Below are 25094 nucleotides of genomic sequence, written 5' to 3'. Positions count from 1 at the left end.
CTGAATCCAATTATAATGAACAATAATTAGAAAAAATTTACATGCCATTAACAATGATTACGGAACTAACAATCCAAGGATTATCTTTAGGCTATGAATCGCTCAATAAATAAGATTTATAAAAGGTCCATTTACCTGTCTATAACTTTACAATACAGGGTAAAGTGAAAATAACCATAAATAGGAAAAGATTAAAAAGGAGGATGGAAAATGGATTTCAAGCCCCGAAATCAAAATGATCAATCTATTTCACAATTACGTGATACTTATTCCGCTCGTAATCTATGGTCCGGTTTTCTATTCGGGATCGGATTGGTAGCATTCATCGATGAGGCCATCTTTCATCAACTATTGCATTGGCACCATTTCTATGACAAGTCCACATCCAATATTGGGCTTGTCTCGGATGGTTTATTTCATGCCCTAAGCTGGTTTGCAACGGTCGGGGCCTTGTTCATGTTCGCTGACCTTCGCCGTAGAAGGGGATTATGGCTGAAAAGGTGGATAGGAGGAGTTTTGCTCGGGGCAGGTTCTTTTCAGTTATATGACGGGATCATCCAGCACAAGCTCATGCGTCTCCATCAAATCCGTTACAATGTCGATATTCTCCCATACGATTTGATTTGGAACATGGCAGCCACAATCATGATCTTGATCGGCATTATCATCGTCATTCAAACACGGCGCAGCTTACTTAAAATGAAAGAAGATACCAGCAATGCACAGTAACGGACATATTCATAATAGCGGGGCTGGCTTTGGCCCGATTTTATTGATTCTTTTGGCGCTTGTTATAGTGATTTATATCGCAGCTGTCGTAATTTCGAACCGCCGCTATAAAAAATGGCCCTTATACCGTACTCTCTTTTGGATTCTTGGCACCATCTGTACAACGTCTTCAATTATAGGTCCCATAGCCAATCGCGCGCATATCGACTTCACAGCGCATATGGTTGGTCATTTACTGCTTGGAATGATTGCACCCATCCTGCTCGTGCTTGCTGCACCCATTACTCTTGCACTGCGAACAATTGATGTACAATCAGCAAGACGCCTTTCAAAGTTGTTGAAAAGTTGGCCGCTACGCATTATAAGCAATCCAATCACTGCCTCTGTGCTTAATATTGGGGGGCTTTGGATACTTTATACAACTGAGTTATATCGGTTGATGCATCATAATGCCCTTCTACATGCATTAGTGCATTTTCACGTGTTCATAGCGGGTTATCTATTCACTGCGTCTATGATTTATATAGACCCGACGCCCCACAGGTTCAACTTCATGTTTCGTGCTGTCGTATTTACAATTTCACTGGCCGGCCATGATATTCTTTCTAAGTATATTTTTGCCCATCCTCCAAGCGGAGTCACCAAGGAACAAGCGGAAAATGGAGGAATGTTAATGTACTATGCCGGTGATGCCATTGACGTTGCACTTATTTGCATCCTTTGCTATCAATGGTTCAAAGCCACCCGTCCCAAGGGATCACTTGCCTTGTAGGAAGGACGGTTACATATTACTTAGTTAAACTCCTATGTTTCTGTTTAATCGTCCAGCATTTAGCTCATACTAATTTTTGATGAAAAAAATTTAGGATGGAGCTGAATGGAAATGGAATTTGAAGCTAACAATTCTACTGAAAATGCTCTTCGTGATTATAAAGCTGGAATCGGTGCCTTTACGCAGAAAATGCCTGTTCTCGCAGAGAAATTCAATTCGTTTACGGAAGAGTGCTTTAAAGAAGGTCAATTATCCCAGAAAGAAAAACAGCTTATCGCATTGGGAATAAGCTTATATTCACAAGATGAATACTGCATTATCTACCATACAAAAGGATGTCTTGATCAAGGCTGTTCCGAACAGGAAATTCTTGAAGCCATTGGTGTGACCGCAGCATTCGGCGGAGGAGCCGCCATGAGTCAGGCTGTAACCCTCGTCCAGGATTGCATCCAGGATATAAATCAGATGAAACAGTAAGAAAGAAGGGATAAGACAAATAGTCCTATCCCTTTTTTTGTTCTAATGACTCATGTTGTTATTATTTCCTTGTGCGGGTGCATATGAATTCAACATTTGCTGCATATCCTGCTGTGCAAGCTGCGGAACCTGATAGTAATGATGTTTGTTTTGATATATCGAAATCTCATAGGCCATTTCAATGCAGTTCGGAACGGAATCTGCAAATACACGGCGAACCACCGGATTCGTTATTTCAAGCGCTGCCATCGCTTTCATGGATGCTGAAGACTTAACAGCTCCAAGCATCAAGCCTGAAATGCATTCATCCGTAATTTCCGATACGGATTGCAAAGGTTTCTTTGGCTGAGTTGGTGTCAATCCATATATAAAATCGTTACCTTGATTCATTTTGTAGCTCTGAGTCCGTTTAGAAGGATCCTGGCCCGATTGGAAGCACTCCAGTGAAATATTATATTCATCTTGGATGAACTGATATTGACGATCCAGAATATCAAGTAATTCCTGATCCTGGATATGCTGACGCAAAAGAGTATACGTATTTAAAGTACCAATCGTTCCCGACAACACTTCATGTACATCGAATACTTCGTGACCACCGTGATTCATTTGTGGGGGAATGGCACCCGTTTGCATGTTCTGGTGTACTTGGCCTTGTTGATATTGGTTTTGCATAATATTTCCCTCCTCGTTTTATCAATGATGCGAACAAGTTTAGTATGTTAAACCCCAACTGGATTATTCAATCTAATCTCTTCCAAGAAGAGCAATAAGCTGCTACATCATGCTTTCCGTATAAAAAAAACGTGGCGTTTTAAACTATAAACACTTTATATGTTTGGGAGGAATTCCAATGACACATCAATGCTTCTATTGTAGTGATGACACGGATAGAAATGAAATGCTCTGTGATGAATGTTATCAAGAATGGCTACAAGGAATATTCAAGGCGGATGGTAATGGGAATTTTAAGTGGAAATCCAAAAGAAGAACTCATGCATTATGGTGAGGTATTCGGAACATGGTCATATCTAACAACTACAAAAGGGCTGATTGCCTGTCATCCAACTATGCTTAACCATACTGGCGACAAGGACCTCCATACATTACTTGTTGAAGTCATCAATCAAGGGAAACAGGAACTTGACCAACTTGAATCATTATTACCTGAAAGGCCTAAAGTTAATTTGATTCCCGTCGGGGCACGTCTTCAAGACCCTGAAATCTCTGCTTCAGTATCAATCGATATTAATGCTGGATTAGTTGCTTGCAGCCAAATCATGGGTCAATGCATCCGAGAAGATATTGCACAGATGTTCGCACAATTCCATACGAATAAAGCTGCATTGGGTGCTGACTCCTAAGATTGAATAAGGAAAAAGGCCGGCTTTTCCCTCCTCCTCTTCATATTAATAAAACAAGTATGTAAATATAATGAAATATCCCCTAATCATGTTGACATCGTGATTGGATGCCCAACATGATTAAGGGATTAATTCCAATAATGAAAGGATTAAGGAATCACTACCATTGCAGACTTTCGATTAAGTGGCACTTTTTGCATTGTTGACTATAATCAGTTTTTATAAATTCATGATTACAATTGTCGCGAAAAATGTTCAGCTCCCTTTTCAGCTGTTCCATTTGAGTTTCCAACTGTTTCATTTCAACTTTAATTTGAATTACCCGATTCATCGAATTCTCCCTCTCTCAGAATCATAGATAGATTTCCCCGTCCGTTTTCCTAAATTCATTCGCTTTTTCTTTAAGACCTTCATCGATTACCGACTCAAACCCCAGACCCTTTTCCTTCGCCAAATCACGGATGTCTTGAGATATCCTCATACTGCAGAATTTGGGTCCGCACATTGAACAGAAGTGGGCTGTTTTGGCACCCTCTGCCGGAAGTGTTTCATCGTGATATTCAACTGCCCTTTCAGGATCGAGGGAAAGATTGAATTGATCTCTCCAACGAAATTCGAATCTAGCCTTAGAAAGGGCATCATCCCGTTTTCGTGCCTGGGGATGACCTTTAGCAAGATCAGCTGCGTGGGCTGCAATTTTATAAGTAATGACCCCTACACGAACATCCTCTTTATTCGGAAGACCCAAATGCTCTTTCGGCGTCACATAACAAAGCATGGCTGTTCCAAACCATCCAATCATGGCAGCACCAATCGCAGAAGTGATATGATCGTATCCAGGAGCTATATCCGTCGTCAATGGTCCCAGGGTATAGAATGGGGCTTCTTGACAGACTTCCAGCTGCTTATCCATATTTTCTTTGATCAAATGCATCGGTACGTGACCAGGTCCCTCCACCATGACTTGAACATCGTGCTTCCAAGCAATCTTCGTCAGTTCCCCCAGTGTTTCCAATTCAGCAAATTGAGCCTCATCGTTTGCATCTGCAATGGAGCCCGGACGGAGGCCGTCACCTAAAGAGAAAGAAACATCATACGCCTTCATGATTTCACAAATCTCTTCAAAGTGAGTATAGAGAAAACTTTCTTGATGGTGGGCCAAGCACCATTGTGCCATGATGGAGCCCCCTCGGGAAACGATGCCCGTAACTCGCTTTGCTGTCATGGGAATGTATCGTAAAAGCACACCAGCGTGTATGGTGAAGTAATCGACACCTTGCTCAGCCTGCTCGATTAATGTATCCCGGAAAACTTCCCAATTTAAATCTTCCGCGACTCCATTCACTTTTTCCAATGCTTGATATATCGGAACCGTCCCAACTGGCACAGGTGAATTTCTGATAATCCATTCTCGGGTCGTGTGAATATTCTTACCGGTGGAAAGATCCATTATGTTGTCTGCACCCCAACGTGTAGCCCAAGTCATTTTCTCCACTTCAGCTTCAATCGATGAACTAACAGCGGAATTTCCAATATTCGCATTTATTTTCACATGAAAATTACGTCCGATGATCATGGGCTCACTTTCGGGATGATTAATATTTGCCGGTATGATCGCCCTCCCGCTAGCTACCTCTTCTCTTACAAACTCAGGGGCTACATTTTCCCTGATCGAGATGAACTCCATTTCCGGAGTTATGATACCTTTTCGGGCATAATGGAGCTGGGTTACGTTTTGCCCTTTCGCAGCACGCAATGGTTTTCTTTTCAATCCCGGAAAAACTTCGGCGTTGGATTGTGACTCTTTTTTATAGCCGTTATCTTCGGGCTTTATTTCACGCCCTTCATACTCTTCAACATCTTCCCTTTCCAAAACCCATCTGCGTCTAATCGGGGCAAGACCTGTATGAATATCAATGGGATATTCTGAATCCGTATAAAAACCGCTTGTGTCATATACTCGTAAAGGCGGATTCTCCTCTTCGCCGAATGACCCTGTAGTCGGACTTAGCTTAATTTCACGCATAGGTACTTTAATATCAGGTCTAGATCCCTCAACATACACTTTTTTACTCCCGGCAAAACTGGACATAATTGAAACATTCATGTCATCTACAGAATTACTCTTCATGATTTCATTTCTCCTTTTTAAGTTCATTTAAAAAGGACAAAATCCAATCCATTTCGCACGAAAAAGCCAGATCTCATATTTAAGACCTGGCTAACGTTAGTATGACTACAGAAATGACCAATTGAAAAGTCATTGTTTAGTAGATTCTAACTTCCCCACGCTGGTATGAACCAGATCAGGTCCTGAGGGTTAAGAAGCTTAAGCGCTTCTCTCTCAGCCCAACTTTTATTGGACACCCCTAGTCTGAATAATTTAATTGATTACAGGGTAACTATATCTCACCCTTTTCATCCTGTAAATAATTTGAAAGACCTAATATTTTCATTACAACTCTCCAAAATTTGTTTTTTGAAGGAGAGCCGTTAATTAATTCCCCAGGCTCTCAAGGATTGGGTAAAGCTCCTCTAAATGCTTGATTTCATAGGTTGGAATCACTTCATTCCGTTCCTTATCATGACGATTTATCCAAACCGACTTTATGCCTACTCGTGACGCCCCGAGGATATCCGTCATTAAATTATCGCCGACCATCAATACTTCATCCTTATCAAGCTCCATGATTTCCAAAGCATGCTCAAAAATGGAGGCATCCGGTTTACCTCTTCCAAATGCGCCTGATATCACGATTTGGTCGAAATAAGGAACCAGTTCAGGAGTGATTTCAAGTTTAGTATTTTGCAGCTCAGGAGATCCGTTCGTAAGCAATAGCAACTTATACTTCCCTTTTAATTCATCCAGAACACGGAATGTTTCTTCATAGATAAATGGCTTTTTGCGTCTCTCCGCAGGGAAACGTTCTGCCAGTTCAAGCCCAAATTCTGGGTCATCGATCCCTAATGCCAATAACCCTCTCGTCCACGCTTCTTTCCGATAAGCCGGTGCAATCCCCGCCATCTTCCTGAATTCATCATGATCATCCTGGAAATTTCCCCATAGCCCCTCAAATGGGTTGATTCCGATCATTTGTGTGAATGCATATGTATCGTAAGAAGAATAAAGCTCACGCGCTTCCTTTCGCACAGCTTCTTCAAACTCGTCGACATTTAGATCATATTTCTCCTTGGCCGCTTCACATGTGGCCACAAAAGCTTCTTTTACACTTTTCTGATCCCATAGTAATGTATCATCTAAATCAAAAAAAACTGCCTTCAGCAAAATGTCCACCCCTCTTTCCCTATTATTGAATTCGTAAAAATTACACTATTACAATAATAAACCACAACCAATAAAAAAAGAATAACTATTCGGAAAATGACTTACCTTTTCTAGCGGGAAACCCTTACTCACTTATCATCTTTCAAATACATACAGCTTACCATTACTGGCGATATTGAATTTTGGACCGGTGAACCCCCGTCGGATCAGCTCTTTCCTCATATATACCATGAGGGCGGCATGACTCACGATCAGCACATCCCGTTCCCCCTTTGCAAAGACTTCATCCAATACTTTATTGATCCTTCGCTCTGCGATCTTAATTTCCGCCCTTGTCTGCTTTTTGAACACCGAGCAGCAGCGAATCCAGATGGCCCAAAGGATGAATGGCAGTTTTACCCTTCCTTTAAGAGGCGGGGAGGGTATTTCCCGCAGCTCTTCCATCCGGTGAACCGTACCTGGATAGATATGCTCCGCTGTCTTGACAGCTCTCGACATATCACTGCAATAACATGCCTGCCATTCTTCCACGCCAAATAAAGTCGTCCCATAAATAATATCGGCTGCATCATAGTCCTCAAACCATTGCTTCATATCATCCGCCGTTACCGATCTCCCAGTAGGAAATTCATGTGCCACCTTAAAATGCCGTACCAAACCAATTTTCATATCTTCTCCTTTTTAACTTTTAAAATATACATTTCTTTTTCTTGTAAAAAACCCTTATCAATATATTACCCTATGTAAAACTTTTTAAAAAAGTATGTGTAACCATTAAACCCTTACTGAACTCTCCTTGGCACTGTATTTATGTTCAAAAATCATTAAAGTTCCATCGTTTAATTATGATAGCATCGAAAAAAGAGAACGCGTTTCGCCTTCTCCATTTATCGTTTATTCTATGAATTGTAGTTCTGTTATCGTACATCTTTTCCTGAATTTGTATTTTCCGCTCAAATCACTGAATTGATAATCATTGAGAGATTTCCCCAGTTGTTCCCTAAGCTTATCCACAGTGATGGATTCCTCAACTGTCTCTTTCCAATTTTCATTTCCGATCAACTCATCGAACGGAATGGTAGTCAGGACTTCATCATATATCTGGATGCTTTGATCGATGCCGAAGCTGCCATAGATACTGCCATTTTCATCAGCAAAGATATGATCCGATTCCAATTCCTCCACCAATACTTCCAGATATGCCTTTGACTTAACAGGCTTGATAGCAATCTCTGCTTCCGCCTTTACAGGTCCCAATCTCTTATCGACGATGTCTATCGTCAATTTGACATGAACGGGCGGATACCCAAACCCTTCACAAAGTTCTGCTGCCGAATTATATACCATCTGTACGTCCTCCTTTTGACATTGTCATTATATAATATAAATAGTACATTTCATTACCAAAAACCCTTATTCAAGTTCACTTGCATCTTTTTTTATAGCGACTCTTTTTTCAATTCATACTCTCCTTCAACACTGAAGGGTCAATTGTCATATTTCGGGATTCGCTGATACGTAAGCCACAAATCCTGATAATTATCATTCATATTTTTTATTCCTCATTTATACCTTTATCGATAATAACCGTTAACTTTGTTCTATTTATGAACCCAACTAAATAGTCCAATGCCGCTCAAGGCATTGGACTTTTATAAGCTTCACATTATGGCTTTAGCACCACTTTAATACATTCATCTTCGTGCTCGTTAAAGATTTGATAAGCCTCACTCGCATTTTCTAAAGGAACTTTATGGGATATGATTTCCGTGGGGTCGAACTCTCCAGCCGTGATCTTATCAAAAAGCTTGGGCATGTAGTGAATGACCGGTGCTTGTCCCATTTTCAGATTAATGTTCCGCTCAAATAAATTGCCTAATGGGAACATATTATATTTGGATCCGTATACGCCAGTCAGTTGGATCGTGCCGAATTTACGTACGGCATTAAGTGCAATCTCGATCGCACTTAACGTTCCACCCTGAAGTTTCAGCTTTTGCTCAATCGCCTCTATCGTTGATTTCTTGCCATCCATTCCCACACAATCTATGACCACATCTGCCCCGCCTGAAGTGATTTCCTTAATGTAGCTGCCCATATCGTTATATTCATCGAAGTTATACGCCTCAACCTTATTCATCTGTTTAGCCTTATTGAGTCTATAAGGAAGATTGTCGATGGCAATGACCCTTTTTGCTCCTTTCATCCAAGCGAACTTCTGAGCCATCAAACCAATCGGCCCACAGCCCAATACCGCTACTGTATCACCTTTCTTGACGCCAGCGTTCTCTACACTCCAATATGCGGTTGGCAGCACATCGGACATGAACAAAAGCGCTTCATCTTCAAGTTCACATGACTCTGGGATGACAAACGGCATGAAGTTTCCATATGGTACCCTTAAATATTCTGCCTGCCCGCCTGGATAGTTCCCATATCGTTCCGTAAAACCAAAGTATCCGCCTGTATCCACCGCTTCATTGGGGTTGGAATTATCACATTGACTCTCCATATCATGTTCACAATAATAACAGTGCCCACAAGAAATGTTGAAAGGCAGGACAACCCGGTCCCCTTTTCTCACCTTCGTTACTTCCGGACCCACTTCTTCGACGATGCCCATCGGTTCATGGCCAATGACATAATCTTTATGCGTCGGCAAAGCCCCCTGGTATATATGGAGGTCGGACCCGCAAATAGCCGTTGAAGTCACTCGGACGATGATATCATCCTTTTGCTGAAGTTTTGGATCTTCAACTTGTTTTACCTGTATATCTTTTGCTCCTTGAAAAGTTACAGCCTTCATATTCAACCTCCTAAAATATTCTTAATACATTTGATATACCCGTCAAAAAAGGCTACTAAGCCTATGAACAGCTAATTTCCCCAAGAAACTCTTCCTTATGCTGCACCTGTATGACAAAAAAAGCCCCGGAGACCGGGACTCACCTATGAAACTATTTATTTAGGTACTTTATTATTGTGCTTGTACTCACTTAGTACCTCGTTGAATACATCGGGATAATTCGTAAACAGCCCCGTTGCACCCCATTCAAGAGCCTTTTTCATATCCGCTCTTTCATTTACGGTATATGGATGGAATTGGAGGTCATGGTCGCGAACCATCTTCACATACTGTCCGTCTACCTTATTGAAGTTCGGGCCAACGCCAATTGCATATTCCTTAATGGACTCCAATTCTTCATCGGAAATGGTTGCTGGGTTCTTATAAGAAAAAAGTTGCACAAGCGGTAACTTTGGATTCATGTCATGAACCTTCATAAGGCTTTCTTTACTGAACGATTGAATTAATACATTCTTGGTACGGCCTTTTGAATCCACCATTTTATATTCTTCCAGAACCTGCAGAAGTTCTTCTTCCATTCCCGGATATACTTCAGGGGACTTTGTTTCGATATAGTAATTGGCTTGCTTTCCGAACTTCTTAAAGACTTCTTCAAGAGTGGGAACCGTTAACCCTTCATATACCTCTTTTGCCAATTGCGGATATTTTTCATTGAACCATGTACCGGCATCCAGTTTCTTGATTTCTGCCAGCGTTAAATCCTTCACAAGCCCCGTACCATTCGTTGTACGATCCACCTTTTCATCATGCATGGCTATCAATCTTCCATCCTTGGTCATTTGAAGATCGATTTCTATGTAGTCGCCTTTCATTTGTTCTCCCAATTGATAAGCGGGAATGGTATGTTCAGGTGCATAACCAGAAGCTCCCCGATGTGCGATATTCACAATTTTCTTCTCATAAATAGATGAATTGGAATGATTTCCATTTGCAGCTAGGGCCCCCATGGAAGTAGCCTGCAATATAAAGGCCGCACTCATCATACAAAAACCGAATTTCTTTATATTCATTTTCATTTTCCCTCTCTCCCTCCTACTATTACCACCATTTTAGAGGGGGAATGTGAACTTACAGCAAATATAATGTAAAGAAATAATATATTAGTCAAAATGGTTAAAATAACCTATCAAACACAGGGCATTCATGTAGTTTGACCTAATTCAAAATTTGGATGACAGCTTAAATGATTAAAAGCCCGTTAAAAGTCCTAAACATGGATACTGGTAATCCAATAAGAAAATATAAAAAGTTTTTTGGGATGTTCATATTGAAATAGTAGAAAAAAACAGTCACCCAAATGAACATAACTAAATATTTCCTAACCCTTACATAACTCCTTACTGCTCCGTTAAATAAATATTTATCCGTTTCATTGACACTTTAGGCCTTCCATATCCATATTGAACCAAACTTAGAGACGATAAATTCCAGATATTAGATCAGATGTGCCAATGTTGACATACCAAGAGGTTCTGGAGGGAATGGTTACCTTAACTCCCTGACCTCCCCTTCCGCTACTGTATTCCAACCGAACCTTTCAGGGAGTATTGTCTTTTCTAAAATATGGATACAAAGACTATCGATGACAAAATCTATCTTTTTCTGATTTACAAAAAACTAGTATCATATTACTATTAAACAAACAAACAGAATATTAATATTAAGGGGAATTATGTTAAAAAATTATCAATATTATCAAAACAAACACCGATTTATACTGAAAGCATTCATGGCAATGATATCCTTTTTACTTTTAGTTGGGATTTCTGTTTCACCTATAAGTTGGAAAGATAATCCCTACGAGATGATATTACAGCTCATTTTAATATCGGGGATGATAATTTCTCTGTTATTTTACTTAAAAACAGAAGTCAATTTTTATAAAACCCTATTCATTTTCTTAATTACTGTTTATTTATATGGAAAATTCTTGATATTTCCAGATACCGCAATCATGCTGGCTTTATTTGCTTTAGCACCCTTGATTCCCATTTTTCTCTTTGATAAAATCGGGTTTTATGTTGTCGCCACTTTAAATATCATATTAGGTCCCGCTTCCATCTTGATCATTTCAAAAACGGAACTTCAATATACTTATGAATATGTCGCTTTGGATAGTTTCGGCAACACGCTTAATTTCATCGCTATACAAATCATATTGGTATTCGTATTCATAGGAACCAATAATAGGGTGGAATCCACTAATGCATTTCATAAGGAAATACAGCAGGCCAAACAACTGAACTCAGTCGGACAGCTTGCTGCCACCATTGCACATGAGATACGCAATCCGATTACAGTCGTAAAAGGATTTGCCCAGCTATTAGATCAAGAAAAGGAACTGAATGAAACGGAAAAATTTTATGTACAGACCATGCTTACAGAACTTGAATATACACAAGTGATAATCAATGACTATTTGTCTTTGGCAAAACCGCAAACGGATAATGTACAGGTCATTCCTTTAAATTATGAAATCCAAAAGATTTCCGAACTCTTAACCAGTTTCGCCAATAATCGCAACATAGGCTTTCTCCTGGATTTCCGTGACGACCTGCACATTAACATGAATCCCATCGAGCTTAAACAGATACTGGTCAATATCATGAAAAATGGAATTGAGTCAATGAACAACCCCGGATTCATCAAGGTGGAAACAGAGCAGGAACGCACTATGGCAAAAATACGAATAACGGATACAGGAATTGGCCTCTCAAAAAAACAGATTGAAATACTAGGTACCCCCTTTTATTCACTTAAAGATAGGGGAACCGGTATCGGCCTGACCGTTTGTTATTCCATCGTTCAAAAATACAAAGGGAAAATCGTGGTACAGAGCGAAGTGAACAAAGGAACATCGTTCACCATTTATTTGCCCTTATATAAAGAAATAGATTAAACATACATCCCTAATTGAAAAAGGATGCCCCCCCATCATCGGGCGGTCATCCTTTTTCAATTAGGCTTTAAAACTATCTTGCCATTTCAGCAAATGATTTTCTAAAAAGCGGACAAACGAGTCTGAGATTTTACCAGCGAGGGCAAAAATGATGATGCCTACGAATACGACGTCCGTTTGCATGAATGAACGGGCATCCTGGATCATGAAGCCCACTCCTCTATCCGCACCCAGCAATTCAGCGACGACCAGGCACATCCAAGCCGCACTTAAGGCTAAACGGATACCAAGTAATATGTTTGGTAAAGCTGCCGGAATCATGAGTTTCGTTATTTGTTCCCGACGGTTAAACTCCAAGATTAGAGCAACATCGTACAGTTTTTTATCCACATTCCGAAGACCCAAAAAAGTTTGTAAATATAAAGGAAAAAAAGCACCTAAAGCAATAAGCAGCACTTTAGATAGTTCACCAAATCCGAACCACATAATGAATAAAGGGGTAATCGCAAGTAAAGGGACCGTTCGTAACATTTGAATGCTTGGATTTAAATATTCTTCGGATTTTTTTTGCATGCCAACGATGACTCCAAACAATAATCCTAAAAATCCACCTAATGCAAAGCCTAGAAGAGCACGCGTTAAACTGATTTGTAAATGGATGCCCATTTCCCCCGACTGAACGAGATCAATGAAAGTCGTGACGATCAATAAAGGTGATGAGAATAATTGGGCTGACAGGACGCCAACCGATCCTAATGTTTGCCATGCAATCAACACGACAACGGGAAGGACCGAACCCCGCAATGCCGATTTGGCGAGTTTGGATTGTTTTGTCTTTTCCCTTATGACAAGCGGCTTATTTTGAGCAACGGTCTGTGTAGACATTATTTTCATCCTTCCTTTTTTCAAAAATTTAATTAAATGCTCCAATCTTCCGCTTCTACTGGCTGATGATCAAGTTGGGTTAATATGACGGACCTGAATTCCTGAAACGCTTTGCTTGTTCGCGTTCTTGGATATGGCAAATCAATTGGAACGATAGCTTTAATCCGTCCAGGCTTTGCATCCATGACGACCACTTTCCTCGATAAAAAGATGGATTCATCTATATCATGGGTGACAAGCACCATCGTTGTCTTATTCCTCTCCCATATTTCTAGTAAAGCCTCTTGAAGATGCGTTCGCGTGAATGCATCCAATGCACCGAATGGCTCATCCAGCAATAATACTTCCGGATTACGTAATAAAGCCCTGGCAATGGCAACACGCTGCGACATTCCACCGGATAATTGGCGTGGATACGCCTTTTCAAATCCTTTTAGTTTAACAAGTGAAATCAAATCATCCACCCTTTTTCGAATGTCCGGTTTCTTTAATGGAAGGTTACCTGCAATATTCTTCTCCACGTTTAGCCATGGAAATAAGCGATGCTCCTGAAAAATGAATCCACGGTCTTTAGAAGGGCCGCTAACCGGATGATTCCCTGCCATGATTGCTCCGTCAAAGTCTGAATCAAGTCCTGCGATCAACTTTAATAATGTGCTTTTCCCGCAGCCGCTCGGACCAATGATGGTGACGAATTCACCATTGTTGACGGTCAGTTTTAAATGATCCAAAACATGGACACTTTCATTCTCATTCCTAAATGTTTTGCTTACTTGATTAATTTCTAACGACGCAACCAATCCCCTCACCCTTTCTTAAATAAAAAAAATAGAGATCCAGCAAAAAGGCACATATTGTCCCTTTGCTGAATCTCTAGTTAACTAGTCGATTCAATATTTCATTTTATATTAACTTATCGATTATTTTTAATCAACACTTAATACCAATTTATTTTATCGGATTAATTGCAAAAAAATAATTGACAGATAATTCTAACAGCTGATAAGATGCATTCATACACAAAACCGCTTCACACTGGAGCCAATTGAATAAAGGTCATGTGAATCAACTGGACTACCGGAGATTCAATGAGGAGTACCCCGGCATACTCTTCGTTGAATCTCTTTTTGTCATTAATCTGACTATCCAGATGTGGTAAGTGTACTAAAAAGGAGGGAATTCATGAAGGAATATCGTAACAAGTTAACTGCATTACTACTTGCCATCATTAGCATCGCTGTATTGGCAGGCTGTAATTCCGATGCCGGCAGAGCTTCCGGGAAAAGTGATCCGCTGAAAGTTCATATTGCCTTAAATGGTAAGATGGGACCATTGGTCATTGCAAAGGAAAAGGGATTGTTCAACGAAGAGTTTTCTAAACTGGATGCACAAGTCGAGTGGAGTGAATTCTCGAGTGGTCCCCCGCTCTTGGAATCCCTTGCTTCCAATCGGGTTGACCTGTCCTTTTTAGGGGATGGTGCACTGATTGCCGGTATTGATAAGAATCTGCCATTCGAAGTGATTGCCCAAACAGGTCAGGGTGAGTCCTCTGTCCGGATTCTGGTTCAAGCAGAAGGTGACATAAAGAAGATAGAAGACTTAAAAGGAAAAACGGTCGGGGTTGCCTCGGGGACAACGGGTCATGTGTATTTAATCAAGGCTTTGAAAGCCCATGGTTTAACGATTGATGACATTAAACTCATCAATTTACAACCGGATGATGCTCAAGCAGCTTTTGAAACCAAACAATTGGACGCCTGGGCGATATGGAACCCTTATTATCTTAATAATATTGAAAAAGGGAATGCTGTCGCACTTAAAGTAAAAGGAAAAATATTGGCTCCTGGTGCAATCATTGCACGTAAGGGCTTTGCCGAAGAGCATCCTGAAATTGTCGAGGCCTATTTAAAGGTTTATAAAAAAGCTGCCGACTGGCAAATTGAACATCCAGATGAAGCATCTGAAATTTATTCCAAAGAAACTAAATTGCCTGTGGGTACGGTCAAGACAATAATGACGGCCGAAGAACCAAATATCTTCTTTACCGAAGATGCCATCAAAGCACAACAAGATTCCATCGATACTTTAGCTGGTGTGGGTTATATCAAGAAATCATTTAATTTTAAAAATAAGATCCACAATGAATACATTGATGAAGCCTTTAAAAAATAAAAAAACATACATTACAGGAGGAGATTGATTATGACGGAAACTAAAACACAACAATTGAAAGTGGTACCGGTAGCAGGAAGGATTGGAGCGGAAATTCATGGAGTCCAATTAAGCGGAGACTTGGATTTAGCTATTTTCAGTGAAATCAAACAAGCGTTAAACGATCATAAAGTCGTATTCTTCAAAGACCAAAATCATTTGGACGATGCCAGCCAAGAAGCATTCGCCAAACTATTGGGTGAGCCTTATGCACATCCTACAGTACCGGTCAAAGACAATTCTAACTATATTTTCGAACTTGATTCCGAAAGGGGTGCAAAAGCGAACCATTGGCATACTGATGTCACTTTCGTTCCAGAAGTTCCAAAATACTCTATTTTAAGAGGTGTAACCATCCCTGACGTTGGCGGAGATACAGTCTGGGCAAATACGAATGAAGCATATGAGGACCTGCCGGATGGATTGAAGAAATTAGCGGACGGACTATGGGCGATTCATACAAATGAATATGATTATGCCCAATTCAAACCAGCTGAAAACATCGATGATGAGGTTAAAAAGAAATATCGAGATGTATTCGAATCGACCATTTATAAAACAAGGCACCCAGTCGTTCACGTGCACGCAGAAACCGGAAAAAGGCATTTGTTATTAGGTGGCTTTGCTGGTAGAGTGGAAGGATATACAACAAGCGAATCCGAAAGATTATTAAGTATCTTCGATTCATACGTCACGCGCTTAGAAAATACCGTGCGTTGGCAATGGAGTGAAGGGGACGTGGCCATTTGGGATAACCTGGCCACGCAGCATTATGCCATTGCCGATTACGGGGACCGGCACCGCGTCGTTCGCAGGGTCACTGTCGGAAAAGACGTTCCCGTAAACAAGGAGAACGAGTCCAGCAAACTAATTATTAAAAAATAAACTAATGTATCGAGTGAAAAAAAGAAACTGCCGATATCATATCGGCAGTTTCCTTTGATTTTCGTCCTTATTATTTTGAGCTTACATGGCGTTTTATCAGGATTAATTAGCCTTAACGATTATTTCATCGATTATACCGTAATCCTTCGCTTCATTTGCGCTTAAGAAATAATCACGATCGGTGTCCTTCGCCACCTTTTCGATAGGCTGACCGGTCCTTTCCGAGATGATTTGATTGATATGATCCTTTAGCTTCAAAATCCTTCGGGCAGAGATTTCAATTTCCGTGGCTTGCCCCCTCGCCCCACCAAGCGGTTGATGAAGCATGATTTCACTATTTGGCAAAGCACACCTTTTCCCTTTCGTACCCGCTAATAGAAGCATGGCACCGAATGATGCAGCCATCCCCGTACATACAGTCCGGACATCAGGCTTAATATATTGCATCGTATCATAAATGGCGAAACCGGCACTGGTCGATCCCCCCGGACTGTTTATGAAGATGGTAATTTCTTTATCTGGTGCATCAGCTGCCAAGAATAACAATTGGGCAACCACGCTATTGGCTAAATGATCGGTGATTTCTTCCCCAATCATGATGATACGGTCTTTTAGAAGTCTGGAATAAATATCGTACGAGCGCTCACCCTTGCTTGATTGCTCAATTACATATGGAATGGTGGTCATATCTCTTCTTCCTCCTAACAATAATATTGGCTATGCAGCCATTGAGAGTGTGTTTGAAGGAGTGAAGCTTGATTTGGAAAGAATCGGACGATTCATCAGTTTAGGAATCATCGATTCACTGTTCAGGGATTTGAAAGATGGGATGCTTCTGATGAGGATATCAGGATTTTGTGCTTTTAAAGCCTGTGTAATCAGGGACATGAGCCGCTGTTCCTCCTCATCCTGCCAATCTTCCACACAAGACAACATACGCTCATCAGCGTCATTGTCAAAACGCTTTTTCACACGGTTCAAGATGGCCTTTACTGCCGTTTCCGTGGTCTTCAAATAATCTGAGATTTCTTTTGACCGATAGAGGAACCCTTCCTTTAATATGAACACTACAGCTTGTTTCGGGGTAAGGGATTTCATTATATATTCAACCGTTTCAAAGACGTTTTCCCCACCTGCCGCCTGCTGTTCAATATCCAACAGATCGTCTAAGGATTCTTTTTTTCTTTTTCTAATCGTATCAATCCAGGAATGTCGGGCTATCGTTTTCAATAAAGCGGTTGTTATCTCCGTTTTCTTCCCATAGCCCTGCATTGCCTTCAATATCGTTTCCTGTGCCAAATCATCCCCATCCCAATTATTTTGGGTCAGGAATCGGCAAAACCGAAGCAATTCAGGATAGACTTCACGCAAAATGGCACCGTTATCCTTTTCTTCAGAAATATCTTCACTCAACTTATTTATCATTTTTCTCACTCCTTCAACACCCTCTATCCTATAAACGTTTCAGAAAGAGAAAAAGATATGGGGGTGAAAAATTTTCCTTCATTCTCCATTATATTCTATTCCATTTTTTCCTTTGGATTTCCTTTCATACTAAAAACCTGTTTGGTTAAGATCCAAACAGGCTAATGCTAATGATGCAACAAATAGGGCCTCCCCGAGTGAAGACCTTATTTTCCCAAACCAATTATTATTCTCCTTGCATTCCATTAAGCAATCTTTGGATGTGACCTCCTGCTTACAGTAATGTTCCTCAATGTCGTTACGTTTTCCTAAATCGCATCTTGTTCCGATAAGCCTGACTTCCCGGAAGTCCTTGATGTGAATCCTGAATCTCAAAATTCCGGGTGATCCGTAATGCTGCTATTCCAAGTGTTCAATGCATTCGACCGTGTATTCGCTAGGTTCCATTTCGTTTTCTTCAATACCAAACCAATTGGAGGTGCGACTTTCATTAGCGCTATCTTTACAATAGTTCACCAAAGAACCTGCAGGCATCTCTTCAGATTCTTCATCGTTCATCTCTTCAAAATTCACTGATCGCTCGTTATGACGCTCGCTGTCTGACTTTTCATTCTCCAGGTCTGCGAACATGAACATGCAGTAAAAAACGGCTATCATAATTGCCATAGTAATCAACCTTGACCTTAAAGGCAGCACCTTTTTCAATATAGCTAAAACTCTCTTCATGGTGGTTTCCCCTATCCTGCTAAAGCATAATAAATTCACAATTAAATCCTCTATTAATTATCCACCAATAACACTAGTTTAGAAAAATATTACTATTTTCATTATATCAAGTTCCAGAATTTTTTATTGCTATTATTCATTAAACAACTAAAAATACTCCGAACCCTATTAAATGGACAGTCCAAAAAATATCAGTATACTCCTCAAATTGACTTCCGGCCTTTTTCAGTGTTACTCTTAAAAGTATACATTCAAAATACTGATTCCATTAGTGTGAATTAAGGGTGAACACATTTGCCGAAAGAACATTTAATAGACGTTCAACCAATTAGATCATTGGAAAAATTAAATGATATGAAATGGTCATTGAAAAGACATTGCAGCGAGAGAGACTACATATTGTTCTTGTTAGGCATCAATACCGGCTTGCGTGTAACTGATTTATTATCGCTGAAGATAAAGGACATTAAAGGCAAGATGGAGGTAATCATCAAGGAAGGGAAAACAAAAAAGCCAAGAATGATACAGCTTAACAATGTATGTAATGAATTGGCCGCCTATATAGCCACCATTGATGGTGAATGGCTATTCCCCTCACGCAAGGGCGATAAGCCAATAAGTAAGATACAAGCTTACAGACAGCTTAATAAAGCAGCGGACATGGTGGACATCGTGGGCGTCGGTACCCATACCATGCGGAAAACCTTCGGGTACTGGCACTATAAACGAAGTAAGAACCTTGCTGAGTTACAAATGATCCTTAACCATTCATATCCTGAAATTACACTAAGGTACATCGGGGTTGCTGATGATGTAACAGAGGACAGTTTAAATGACTTTGCACTATGGGAGGACGGAAGAAATGTCACTGACTGAATACAACGCAAAATATGAATCTATCATTCGCAGCAATATTTCCGACAGACAAAAGGCATTGAAATTAGCTGATTTAATGACCGATATGGAAGGCCAGCTAAGAAATGAAATCGGGGAACCTCGAAATAAAGAGGTAAATGCTTTATATAAAAAAGTAACTCTTTTCTCCAATTTGTTATGATTGGCTTAAGACCCTTGCCTTAATGTGCAGAGGTCTTTTTTTTCCTTGAAAGTAAATGCTTGTTTCTTTAAGGCTTTAAACTGAACCTCATTTATAATGCATCTGATAGGCCCTTTCATCTTCCTGTAACACCACAAAAAGCTCCTCGTTCAAACTTCATTCTCTCTCTTCTCTGACTCTCCTAAGCCGTATGCTTACGATTTGATTCCAGACAACTTTCGAATAAAAAAAGTAATGGATATCATCCGACTCACTCTGTAATGGTTTCAATGTTTACAAATTAAACATACTTAAGGAATACTTTTTCGCCATCATTTCCAAGATTTTCATCCCGGCAACGCTGTTCCCCTTTTCATCCAGCGCTGCACCGTAAATTCCAATCCCACATTTTCCGGGTACGGCCCCCATGATTCCCCCTGACACACCGCTTTTAGCCGGTATGCCAACATTAATGGCAAATTCACCTGATGCGTTATACATGCCGCAAGTAACCATGAATGTCTTGCAAATACGGGCAATGTCCCCGGGGATGATTTGCTTTCCCGTCAGCAAATCTTTCCCATTCATGGCCAGCACACAGCCAATCCTCGCTAAATCCTGACTGTCCATTTCAATGGCACACTGTTTCGAATACAATTCGATTAAATCCTCCACATCCTCATTAATTACATGATGCTGCTTTAAAAAATAGCTTAACGCCCTATTCAAGTCTGCTGTATTGTATTCAGACCGGGCAACCTCTTCATTAAAACCAATAGTGGGATTTTGCGTCAACTCCCGGATAAAATGTAAAATACGCTGAAATCGCTCATTTACACTGTTACCTGCTATCATGTGGGTCACAGTCAATGCTCCTGCATTGATCATCGGGTTTAACGGCTTGGATGGCTTGTTTGTCTCTAACTTGGCAATTGAGTTAAAAGGGTCGCCGGTAGGTTCTTTTCCTACATAGGAAAAGACATATTCCTCTCCCTTTTCCATTAATACAAGAGCAAGTGTCAAAACTTTTGATATGCTTTGCAGAGTCATTTTACCTTTTACATCCCCAGCACAATATCCTTTTCCGTCAGGATAGTAAATTGCAACAGACAAATCCCCAGGATTCGCTTTTTCAAGAGCCGGTATATAGTCAGCCACTGTTCCCATATTTGTATATTTTTTTGCCTCATTGACCAGTTGCTGTAATTCTTCATTGGAACTGCATTGACATCCCATATTGTTCACAATTTACCGCCCCTTAGAAAATTTAGATAGTGGTTTCATTATTTATTTCCATATTTCATCGAGATTATTTAAAAACATAAAGACAAAGAACAACAACAAATACGTCAAAGGTCAAGCTGTAAGACAGGTGGGCTAACGCCTTGTAAAAAAACAGGGGCAACCTTCTCTGTTCTTTAAATATTTAATTGAAAAAAGAAGGAATTAGAAGCGAGAAGACGGAAATATAAAACATACGAATATTATCGCATAAGCTTAGATATGTATTTCACACTTGATGGAAAGTAGGAAAGGTCATGGGAAAATCAAAAAGTTTACAAGAAATCTATAACGCCAACCGGCCAGAAAATAATGAACTTTTCCGAGCGATACAACAGCAGCTACAAATGAAGCATCCAGACAAACGAATGACAACTACGAGAACAATGCAAATAATTGTGGCTGATAGTGTTTCATCTGGAGAGCTGCGTAATGTGGAAGCCCGCCTTCTTTACAGTTTATAAGGATCTGTTGTTTCATAAGCCCTTTAAAATTTCCGAGCACAGAAACGATCTCATCATTGAAAAAATTTCTAAAAAAAATGGCCCATTTGTTGAATAAAGTAAATGGATGAAGTTTATAATCCAATCTGGGTATGATCGAAACTGAGACCTAACGATCGAGCTTGAATCAACATATTACATATAGTTTGGTCTCTTTTGTAAACAACCTTCATTCTTTAGCCTACTTCGTGCGCTTCGGTGCAATGATTTTTGCCTTTGGAAAAGTCTCAGATATTTTATTACTCAATTTCTATATATACCTACTTTCAACTGGTGAGTAAAATGTTCAAAAGATAAAGATTGACAACATTTTTAGAGTGACTCATACTAGTAATGACTCAGGTGACAGAATATTATGAATAGTGGAGGGGTAATTATGAATAAGATTTTCGTTCCTAACGCAATCGCCACTTTAACAAGGCTTTTCTACAGTTCGACTACAACGAATGAGTATTTAGCGATGAGAACCGCCCAATTCTACATTGAAGACCTGAAGTTACTGCAAGACGTGGAGGCTGTTGCCTTGGCGATCGAAAATCAAAACGCTTTCGCATTAATGTCTAAATTCAAATTATTTGATTATAAGGCTGCTGAAAAAATTGAAATCGCACTATCCGCTTCTGGCTATACGGAAGCAGACTTGAATACTATGAATATTGAAATCTAAATCAATTAACAAAGTTTACGAAACGAATGGTAGAGTTCATACTCTTTGACCCATTCGTTTTTTCTTTTTAATTGTAAGAACAAACGTTGATAAAATAACGATTTCAGTGCATAAGATTCTATCACCTTTAAACTCCGATAAGCAGCCAATTGTTTGATTCGATTTTGTTTGCTCCTTGGTTTCAATTCCCTTCATTCTGGAGTGATTAAAAACCATTGCATAATGCCCCCGCACATCATTTGTACATATTCTGTAGTGCGTCATGAACACAAAAAAGCTTCACACAATTAAGTGTGAAGCTTGATGTAATAGCGGAAACAAGCAAAAATTAGTCTCAGAACTATGAAAAATCACCAAAACCACAAGCATAGAATTTCCGATTCAGTGCCACTATGGTTTGTTACTTATATCTTTCCGCTAAACTCCCACAGCCCAAGCTGCCCTTTTGCAGGAATATATTCATCGAGCATCCGCATGTCTTCAATTTCCCAGGCATAGCCGCCAACTCTGTAATCCCCTAAAAACAAGTCGTTCCCTGAAATAACCCGACTATCTTCTAAGACCGCCCACTTTCCATTGTTTTCTTCTATTTTCAAACAGTTTTTCAGCTTGCAGACTCCAATTATCATTCCGGTCGGCAGATTATCTTCTGTATACCCATGCTTAGCCAGCAGCTCGGCAACTCCATCCCGTCTACAGGCGGGCTTATCTACTTTTTTGCTCGTATGAATAGCAAGAGGACCCCGATAATGCGTTCTCCAAGTCCTTGTTTCATATTCGGCTTCCCTAAGGACAAATAAGCTTGCCCAAGGCTGGATCATCGACAGTACTTTCATTATTAATCCCCCTGCTCCTGACATCATTAAGTTAATTGGTTATATAGTTCCCTTAAATAAGGATAATATAGACTGTATCTAGATTTAATGTTCTCTTTTGCCATAAAAAAGACAGCAAACCAAAATGTACGCTGTCCTCGTGGTCCTAACTATATTTTGTTGCAACACTAAGTGCATGTGGACATAATAGATGCTAGTGCATTATTTTGGCAATTCTACAGTAAACGGTTCTAACTTTTCACTGTCGATAAAGCTAGAAAAATCGAATTGTAGAACAGTTTTCTCCTGCTTAAAATCAGCTATTTTTTCCTTTGTTTTGTCTATTAACTTGTGCTTAACGGCAGCTCACAAGGGAATACCCTAAAAAGGCAATACTAAAGACACCTTGCACTGGATATTTGCGATTGCATCTGTCTTTTAGTTAATGGATCATTGTCGATATTTACAAATAGAAAATCATGGCAATTCCTTATTTCACAGTCTTCAAGGAAGCATTCCAGTGCGGTTTTAAAGTCTATTGCATCAGACTTTGTATTTATATGAAGTTTTGCAATTTCACTAGGAGTTAAATCGTTGGTACGCCTCATCAAATATCATTGTCCTTTGACAAGTCGCACGATTATATAAATCAGATTATTTCGGAGAAAATCGTGTGCAGACAAAGAAAAAAGGACCCCTACATTTCTGTAAGAATCCTTTTAACTCAACGTTTGTTTCGACCATTTGATACCGGTGGCCGGGGTCGAACCGGCACTCCGTGAGGAACACGATTTTGAGTCGTGCGCGTCTGCCAATTCCGCCACACCGGCATGTTTGTTGGAGGCGGCAACCGGAATCGAACCGGTGGTAAAGGTTTTGCAGACCTCTGCCTTACCGCTTGGCTATGCCGCCAACGTTTTTGGAGCGAAAGACGGGATTCGAACCCGCGACCCCAACCTTGGCAAGGTTGTATTCTACCACTGAACTACTTTCGCATATGGCTGGGCTAGAAGGGATCGAACCTTCGCATGACGGAATCAAAATCCGTTGCCTTACCGCTTGGCTATAGCCCATTAACGTTGTAATCATTATATCATATTTTATTAAATGGGGCGACTGATGGGAATCGAACCCACGAATGCCTGAACCACAATCAGGTGCGTTAACCACTTCGCCACAATCGCCATTATAGAATTTGAATTGGCAGGGGTAGTAGGACTCGAACCCACACTGGAGGTTTTGGAGACCTCTGTTCTACCTTTAAACTATACCCCTGTAATAAAGATGGTGGAGGGGGGCAGATTCGAACTGCCGAACCCTAAGGAGCGGATTTACAGTCCGCCGCGTTTAGCCACTTCGCTACCCCTCCGCATATGGATGAAACATGGTGCCGGCAAGAGGACTTGAACCCCCAACCTACTGATTACAAGTCAGTTGCTCTACCAGTTGAGCTACACCGGCACTACTATGGTGGCTCAGGACGGAATCGAACCGCCGACACAAGGATTTTCAGTCCTTTGCTCTACCGACTGAGCTACTGAGCCAAGCAATAAAAATGGCGGTCCCGACGGGAATCGAACCCGCGATCTCCTGCGTGACAGGCAGGCATGTTAACCGCTACACCACGGGACCATAGATTGCGGGGACAGGATTTGAACCTGCGACCTTCGGGTTATGAGCCCGACGAGCTACCGGACTGCTCCACCCCGCGACGGTAATAATGTTACTTTTTATAAATCAAGCTTTCGTGTTGAGCGTTTCAATGGGTTGAATTAATCAATCCTTTATGCTGAAACAACTTGATGTTATTGAAAAATGGTGGAGGATGACGGGATCGAACCGCCGACCCTCTGCTTGTAAGGCAGATGCTCTCCCAGCTGAGCTAATCCTCCAATATGTTGTCTAAATGGTGACCCGTACGGGATTCGAACCCGTGTTACCGCCGTGAAAGGGCGGTGTCTTAACCGCTTGACCAACGGGCCAGGTATAAATGGCGGAGAGCAAGGGATTTGAACCCTTGAGACAGGGTTACCCGTCTACACGATTTCCAATCGTGCTCCTTCGGCCACTCGGACAGCTCTCCAATAATGGCTCCGCAGGTAGGACTCGAACCTACGACCGTTCGGTTAACAGCCGAATGCTCTACCACTGAGCTACTGCGGAACAATATAAGCTTGGCGACGTCCTACTCTCACAGGGGGAAACCCCCAACTACCATCGGCGCTGAAGAGCTTAACTGCCGTGTTCGGAATGGGAACGGGTGTGAC

Annotated in this window: 25 protein-coding genes, 15 tRNA genes, 1 rRNA gene, 1 pseudogene and 1 riboswitch; of the genes and pseudogenes, 11 read left to right on the top strand and 31 right to left on the bottom strand. The window is 40.7% G+C overall.

Translation table 11 applies throughout. The features are described from left to right. The first annotated feature begins 210 nt into the window (after positions 1-210). From ACFVS1_RS00210 to ACFVS1_RS00200, 3 genes are all read left to right on the top strand, one after another. Complete coding sequence (locus tag ACFVS1_RS00210; protein ID WP_352925637.1) at positions 211-729, top strand: DUF2243 domain-containing protein; 519 nt, start codon at positions 211-213, stop codon at positions 727-729. Further along, a complete protein-coding gene (locus tag ACFVS1_RS00205; RefSeq protein WP_387544603.1) occupies positions 719-1501 on the top strand; it encodes a cytochrome c oxidase assembly protein in 783 nt (260 codons plus the stop codon). The genes ACFVS1_RS00210 and ACFVS1_RS00205 overlap by 11 nt, the downstream gene beginning before the upstream one ends. Before the next feature lie 111 nt (positions 1502-1612). Beyond that, positions 1613-1978 carry a carboxymuconolactone decarboxylase family protein gene (locus ACFVS1_RS00200; protein ID WP_352926011.1) on the top strand — a complete coding sequence of 122 codons (366 nt, stop codon included), beginning with the start codon at positions 1613-1615 and terminating at the stop codon, positions 1976-1978. Between the two features lie 42 nt (positions 1979-2020). Here the strand turns inward: ACFVS1_RS00200 and ACFVS1_RS00195 are convergent, their stop codons facing one another. Further along, complete coding sequence (locus ACFVS1_RS00195; protein ID WP_352925633.1) at positions 2021-2653, bottom strand: spore coat protein; 633 nt, start codon at positions 2651-2653, stop codon at positions 2021-2023. 284 nt (positions 2654-2937) lie between these two features. Between ACFVS1_RS00195 and ACFVS1_RS00190 the strand changes: the two are divergent. After that, positions 2938-3407: pseudogene (locus ACFVS1_RS00190) on the top strand (DUF3231 family protein). 287 nt (positions 3408-3694) lie between these two features. Here the strand turns inward: ACFVS1_RS00190 and thiC are convergent. The 6 genes from thiC to ACFVS1_RS00160 all read right to left on the bottom strand — a co-directional run bounded on the left by thiC (position 3695) and on the right by ACFVS1_RS00160 (position 10510). After that, positions 3695-5473, bottom strand: coding sequence for a phosphomethylpyrimidine synthase ThiC (gene thiC / locus ACFVS1_RS00185; protein ID WP_387544601.1), 1779 nt, complete (start codon positions 5471-5473; stop codon positions 3695-3697). Positions 5474-5608: 135 nt separating this feature from the next. Further along, a riboswitch (TPP riboswitch) is annotated at positions 5609-5723 on the bottom strand. Between the two features lie 116 nt (positions 5724-5839). After that, the gene (locus tag ACFVS1_RS00180) at positions 5840-6628 is read right to left on the bottom strand and encodes an HAD family hydrolase (RefSeq protein WP_352925627.1); all 789 of its coding nucleotides are present in this window, start codon (positions 6626-6628) and stop codon (positions 5840-5842) included. A gap of 135 nt (positions 6629-6763) precedes the next feature. Next, positions 6764-7297: a histidine phosphatase family protein gene (locus tag ACFVS1_RS00175; protein ID WP_387544599.1), complete on the bottom strand. Its 534-nt coding sequence runs from the start codon at positions 7295-7297 to the stop codon at positions 6764-6766. A 225-nt stretch (positions 7298-7522) separates the two neighbouring features. Continuing rightward, the gene (locus tag ACFVS1_RS00170) at positions 7523-7975 is read right to left on the bottom strand and encodes a hypothetical protein (protein WP_387544597.1); all 453 of its coding nucleotides are present in this window, start codon (positions 7973-7975) and stop codon (positions 7523-7525) included. Between the two features lie 319 nt (positions 7976-8294). Beyond that, complete coding sequence (locus ACFVS1_RS00165) at positions 8295-9434, bottom strand: zinc-dependent alcohol dehydrogenase (protein ID WP_352925621.1); 1140 nt, start codon at positions 9432-9434, stop codon at positions 8295-8297. Between the two features lie 155 nt (positions 9435-9589). Then, complete coding sequence (locus ACFVS1_RS00160) at positions 9590-10510, bottom strand: glycerophosphodiester phosphodiesterase (RefSeq protein WP_387544595.1); 921 nt, start codon at positions 10508-10510, stop codon at positions 9590-9592. Positions 10511-11166: 656 nt separating this feature from the next. Here ACFVS1_RS00160 and ACFVS1_RS00155 point away from each other — a divergent pair. Then, the gene (locus tag ACFVS1_RS00155; protein ID WP_387544594.1) at positions 11167-12393 is read left to right on the top strand and encodes an ATP-binding protein; all 1227 of its coding nucleotides are present in this window, start codon (positions 11167-11169) and stop codon (positions 12391-12393) included. 60 nt (positions 12394-12453) lie between these two features. On the opposite strand, the gene ACFVS1_RS00150 is transcribed toward ACFVS1_RS00155, so the two are convergent. Further along, positions 12454-13287: an ABC transporter permease gene (locus ACFVS1_RS00150; protein ID WP_387544593.1), complete on the bottom strand. Its 834-nt coding sequence runs from the start codon at positions 13285-13287 to the stop codon at positions 12454-12456. A gap of 23 nt (positions 13288-13310) precedes the next feature. Continuing rightward, the gene (locus ACFVS1_RS00145) at positions 13311-14078 is read right to left on the bottom strand and encodes an ABC transporter ATP-binding protein (RefSeq protein WP_387544592.1); all 768 of its coding nucleotides are present in this window, start codon (positions 14076-14078) and stop codon (positions 13311-13313) included. A gap of 382 nt (positions 14079-14460) precedes the next feature. On the opposite strand from ACFVS1_RS00145, the gene ACFVS1_RS00140 reads away from it, so the two are divergent. Then, a complete protein-coding gene (locus tag ACFVS1_RS00140) occupies positions 14461-15450 on the top strand; it encodes an ABC transporter substrate-binding protein (RefSeq protein WP_387544591.1) in 990 nt (329 codons plus the stop codon). A gap of 30 nt (positions 15451-15480) precedes the next feature. After that, on the top strand, positions 15481-16374 hold the full coding sequence (locus tag ACFVS1_RS00135; RefSeq protein WP_387544589.1) for a TauD/TfdA dioxygenase family protein: 894 nt from the start codon (positions 15481-15483) through the stop codon (positions 16372-16374). A gap of 102 nt (positions 16375-16476) precedes the next feature. On the opposite strand, the gene clpP is transcribed toward ACFVS1_RS00135, so the two are convergent. The 3 genes from clpP to ACFVS1_RS00120 all read right to left on the bottom strand — a co-directional run bounded on the left by clpP (position 16477) and on the right by ACFVS1_RS00120 (position 18525). Next, on the bottom strand, positions 16477-17061 hold the full coding sequence (gene clpP / locus ACFVS1_RS00130) for an ATP-dependent Clp endopeptidase proteolytic subunit ClpP (protein WP_241593847.1): 585 nt from the start codon (positions 17059-17061) through the stop codon (positions 16477-16479). Positions 17062-17091: 30 nt separating this feature from the next. After that, positions 17092-17799, bottom strand: a complete 708-nt coding sequence (locus ACFVS1_RS00125) for a sigma-70 family RNA polymerase sigma factor (protein ID WP_387544588.1) — start codon at positions 17797-17799, stop codon at positions 17092-17094. 399 nt (positions 17800-18198) lie between these two features. Further along, positions 18199-18525: a hypothetical protein gene (locus ACFVS1_RS00120; protein WP_387544586.1), complete on the bottom strand. Its 327-nt coding sequence runs from the start codon at positions 18523-18525 to the stop codon at positions 18199-18201. 354 nt (positions 18526-18879) lie between these two features. On the opposite strand from ACFVS1_RS00120, the gene ACFVS1_RS00115 reads away from it, so the two are divergent. Both ACFVS1_RS00115 and ACFVS1_RS00110 read left to right on the top strand, forming a co-directional pair. After that, a complete protein-coding gene (locus ACFVS1_RS00115; protein WP_352926008.1) occupies positions 18880-19401 on the top strand; it encodes a tyrosine-type recombinase/integrase in 522 nt (173 codons plus the stop codon). Further along, positions 19388-19582 (top strand): hypothetical protein, encoded by a 195-nt coding sequence (locus ACFVS1_RS00110; protein ID WP_352925608.1) that lies wholly within the window; start codon positions 19388-19390, stop codon positions 19580-19582. The genes ACFVS1_RS00115 and ACFVS1_RS00110 overlap by 14 nt, the downstream gene beginning before the upstream one ends. Before the next feature lie 273 nt (positions 19583-19855). Here ACFVS1_RS00110 and glsA read toward each other — a convergent pair whose 3' ends face one another. Then, positions 19856-20797, bottom strand: a complete 942-nt coding sequence (gene glsA, locus ACFVS1_RS00105; RefSeq protein WP_387549135.1) for a glutaminase A — start codon at positions 20795-20797, stop codon at positions 19856-19858. 302 nt (positions 20798-21099) lie between these two features. Here glsA and ACFVS1_RS00100 point away from each other — a divergent pair, with 302 nt between their 5' ends. After that, a complete protein-coding gene (locus ACFVS1_RS00100; protein ID WP_352925606.1) occupies positions 21100-21306 on the top strand; it encodes a hypothetical protein in 207 nt (68 codons plus the stop codon). A gap of 415 nt (positions 21307-21721) precedes the next feature. Then, the gene (locus ACFVS1_RS00095; protein WP_387544584.1) at positions 21722-22012 is read left to right on the top strand and encodes a hypothetical protein; all 291 of its coding nucleotides are present in this window, start codon (positions 21722-21724) and stop codon (positions 22010-22012) included. Between the two features lie 36 nt (positions 22013-22048). Here ACFVS1_RS00095 and ACFVS1_RS00090 read toward each other — a convergent pair whose 3' ends face one another. The 18 genes from ACFVS1_RS00090 to rrf all read right to left on the bottom strand — a co-directional run. After that, positions 22049-22228 (bottom strand): hypothetical protein, encoded by a 180-nt coding sequence (locus ACFVS1_RS00090; protein ID WP_387544583.1) that lies wholly within the window; start codon positions 22226-22228, stop codon positions 22049-22051. 188 nt (positions 22229-22416) lie between these two features. After that, positions 22417-22848, bottom strand: a complete 432-nt coding sequence (locus ACFVS1_RS00085) for an ASCH domain-containing protein (RefSeq protein ID WP_352925603.1) — start codon at positions 22846-22848, stop codon at positions 22417-22419. Positions 22849-23575: 727 nt separating this feature from the next. Further along, a tRNA-Leu gene (locus ACFVS1_RS00080) sits at positions 23576-23657 on the bottom strand. Between the two features lie 8 nt (positions 23658-23665). Next, positions 23666-23739: transfer RNA gene (locus ACFVS1_RS00075), tRNA-Cys, on the bottom strand. An 8-nt stretch (positions 23740-23747) separates the two neighbouring features. Then, positions 23748-23822, bottom strand: a tRNA-Gly gene (locus tag ACFVS1_RS00070). Positions 23823-23825: 3 nt separating this feature from the next. Beyond that, positions 23826-23900 (bottom strand) — tRNA-Gln (locus ACFVS1_RS00065). A gap of 35 nt (positions 23901-23935) precedes the next feature. Further along, positions 23936-24011, bottom strand: a tRNA-His gene (locus ACFVS1_RS00060). Positions 24012-24028: 17 nt separating this feature from the next. Continuing rightward, a tRNA-Trp gene (locus ACFVS1_RS00055) sits at positions 24029-24102 on the bottom strand. Between the two features lie 10 nt (positions 24103-24112). Further along, positions 24113-24196, bottom strand: a tRNA-Tyr gene (locus tag ACFVS1_RS00050). A 16-nt stretch (positions 24197-24212) separates the two neighbouring features. Next, positions 24213-24288: transfer RNA gene (locus tag ACFVS1_RS00045), tRNA-Thr, on the bottom strand. 7 nt (positions 24289-24295) lie between these two features. Then, a tRNA-Phe gene (locus ACFVS1_RS00040) sits at positions 24296-24371 on the bottom strand. 12 nt (positions 24372-24383) lie between these two features. Next, positions 24384-24459 (bottom strand) — tRNA-Asp (locus tag ACFVS1_RS00035). A 5-nt stretch (positions 24460-24464) separates the two neighbouring features. Continuing rightward, positions 24465-24538 (bottom strand) — tRNA-Met (locus ACFVS1_RS00030). Positions 24539-24643: 105 nt separating this feature from the next. Then, positions 24644-24719 (bottom strand) — tRNA-Val (locus ACFVS1_RS00025). A 15-nt stretch (positions 24720-24734) separates the two neighbouring features. Next, positions 24735-24809: transfer RNA gene (locus ACFVS1_RS00020), tRNA-Glu, on the bottom strand. 9 nt (positions 24810-24818) lie between these two features. Beyond that, positions 24819-24910, bottom strand: a tRNA-Ser gene (locus ACFVS1_RS00015). A 5-nt stretch (positions 24911-24915) separates the two neighbouring features. Next, positions 24916-24990, bottom strand: a tRNA-Asn gene (locus tag ACFVS1_RS00010). Positions 24991-24999: 9 nt separating this feature from the next. Beyond that, positions 25000-25094, bottom strand: a 5S ribosomal RNA gene (gene rrf / locus ACFVS1_RS00005); the annotation flags it as partial.

Origin of the sequence: Peribacillus sp. NPDC058075, from assembly GCF_042885195.1 — a bacterium.
Lineage (GTDB): Bacteria > Bacillota > Bacilli > Bacillales > DSM-1321 > Peribacillus.
Note: the sequence above shows the minus strand (reverse complement) of the source record. Positions and strands in the feature narration are given on the sequence as shown.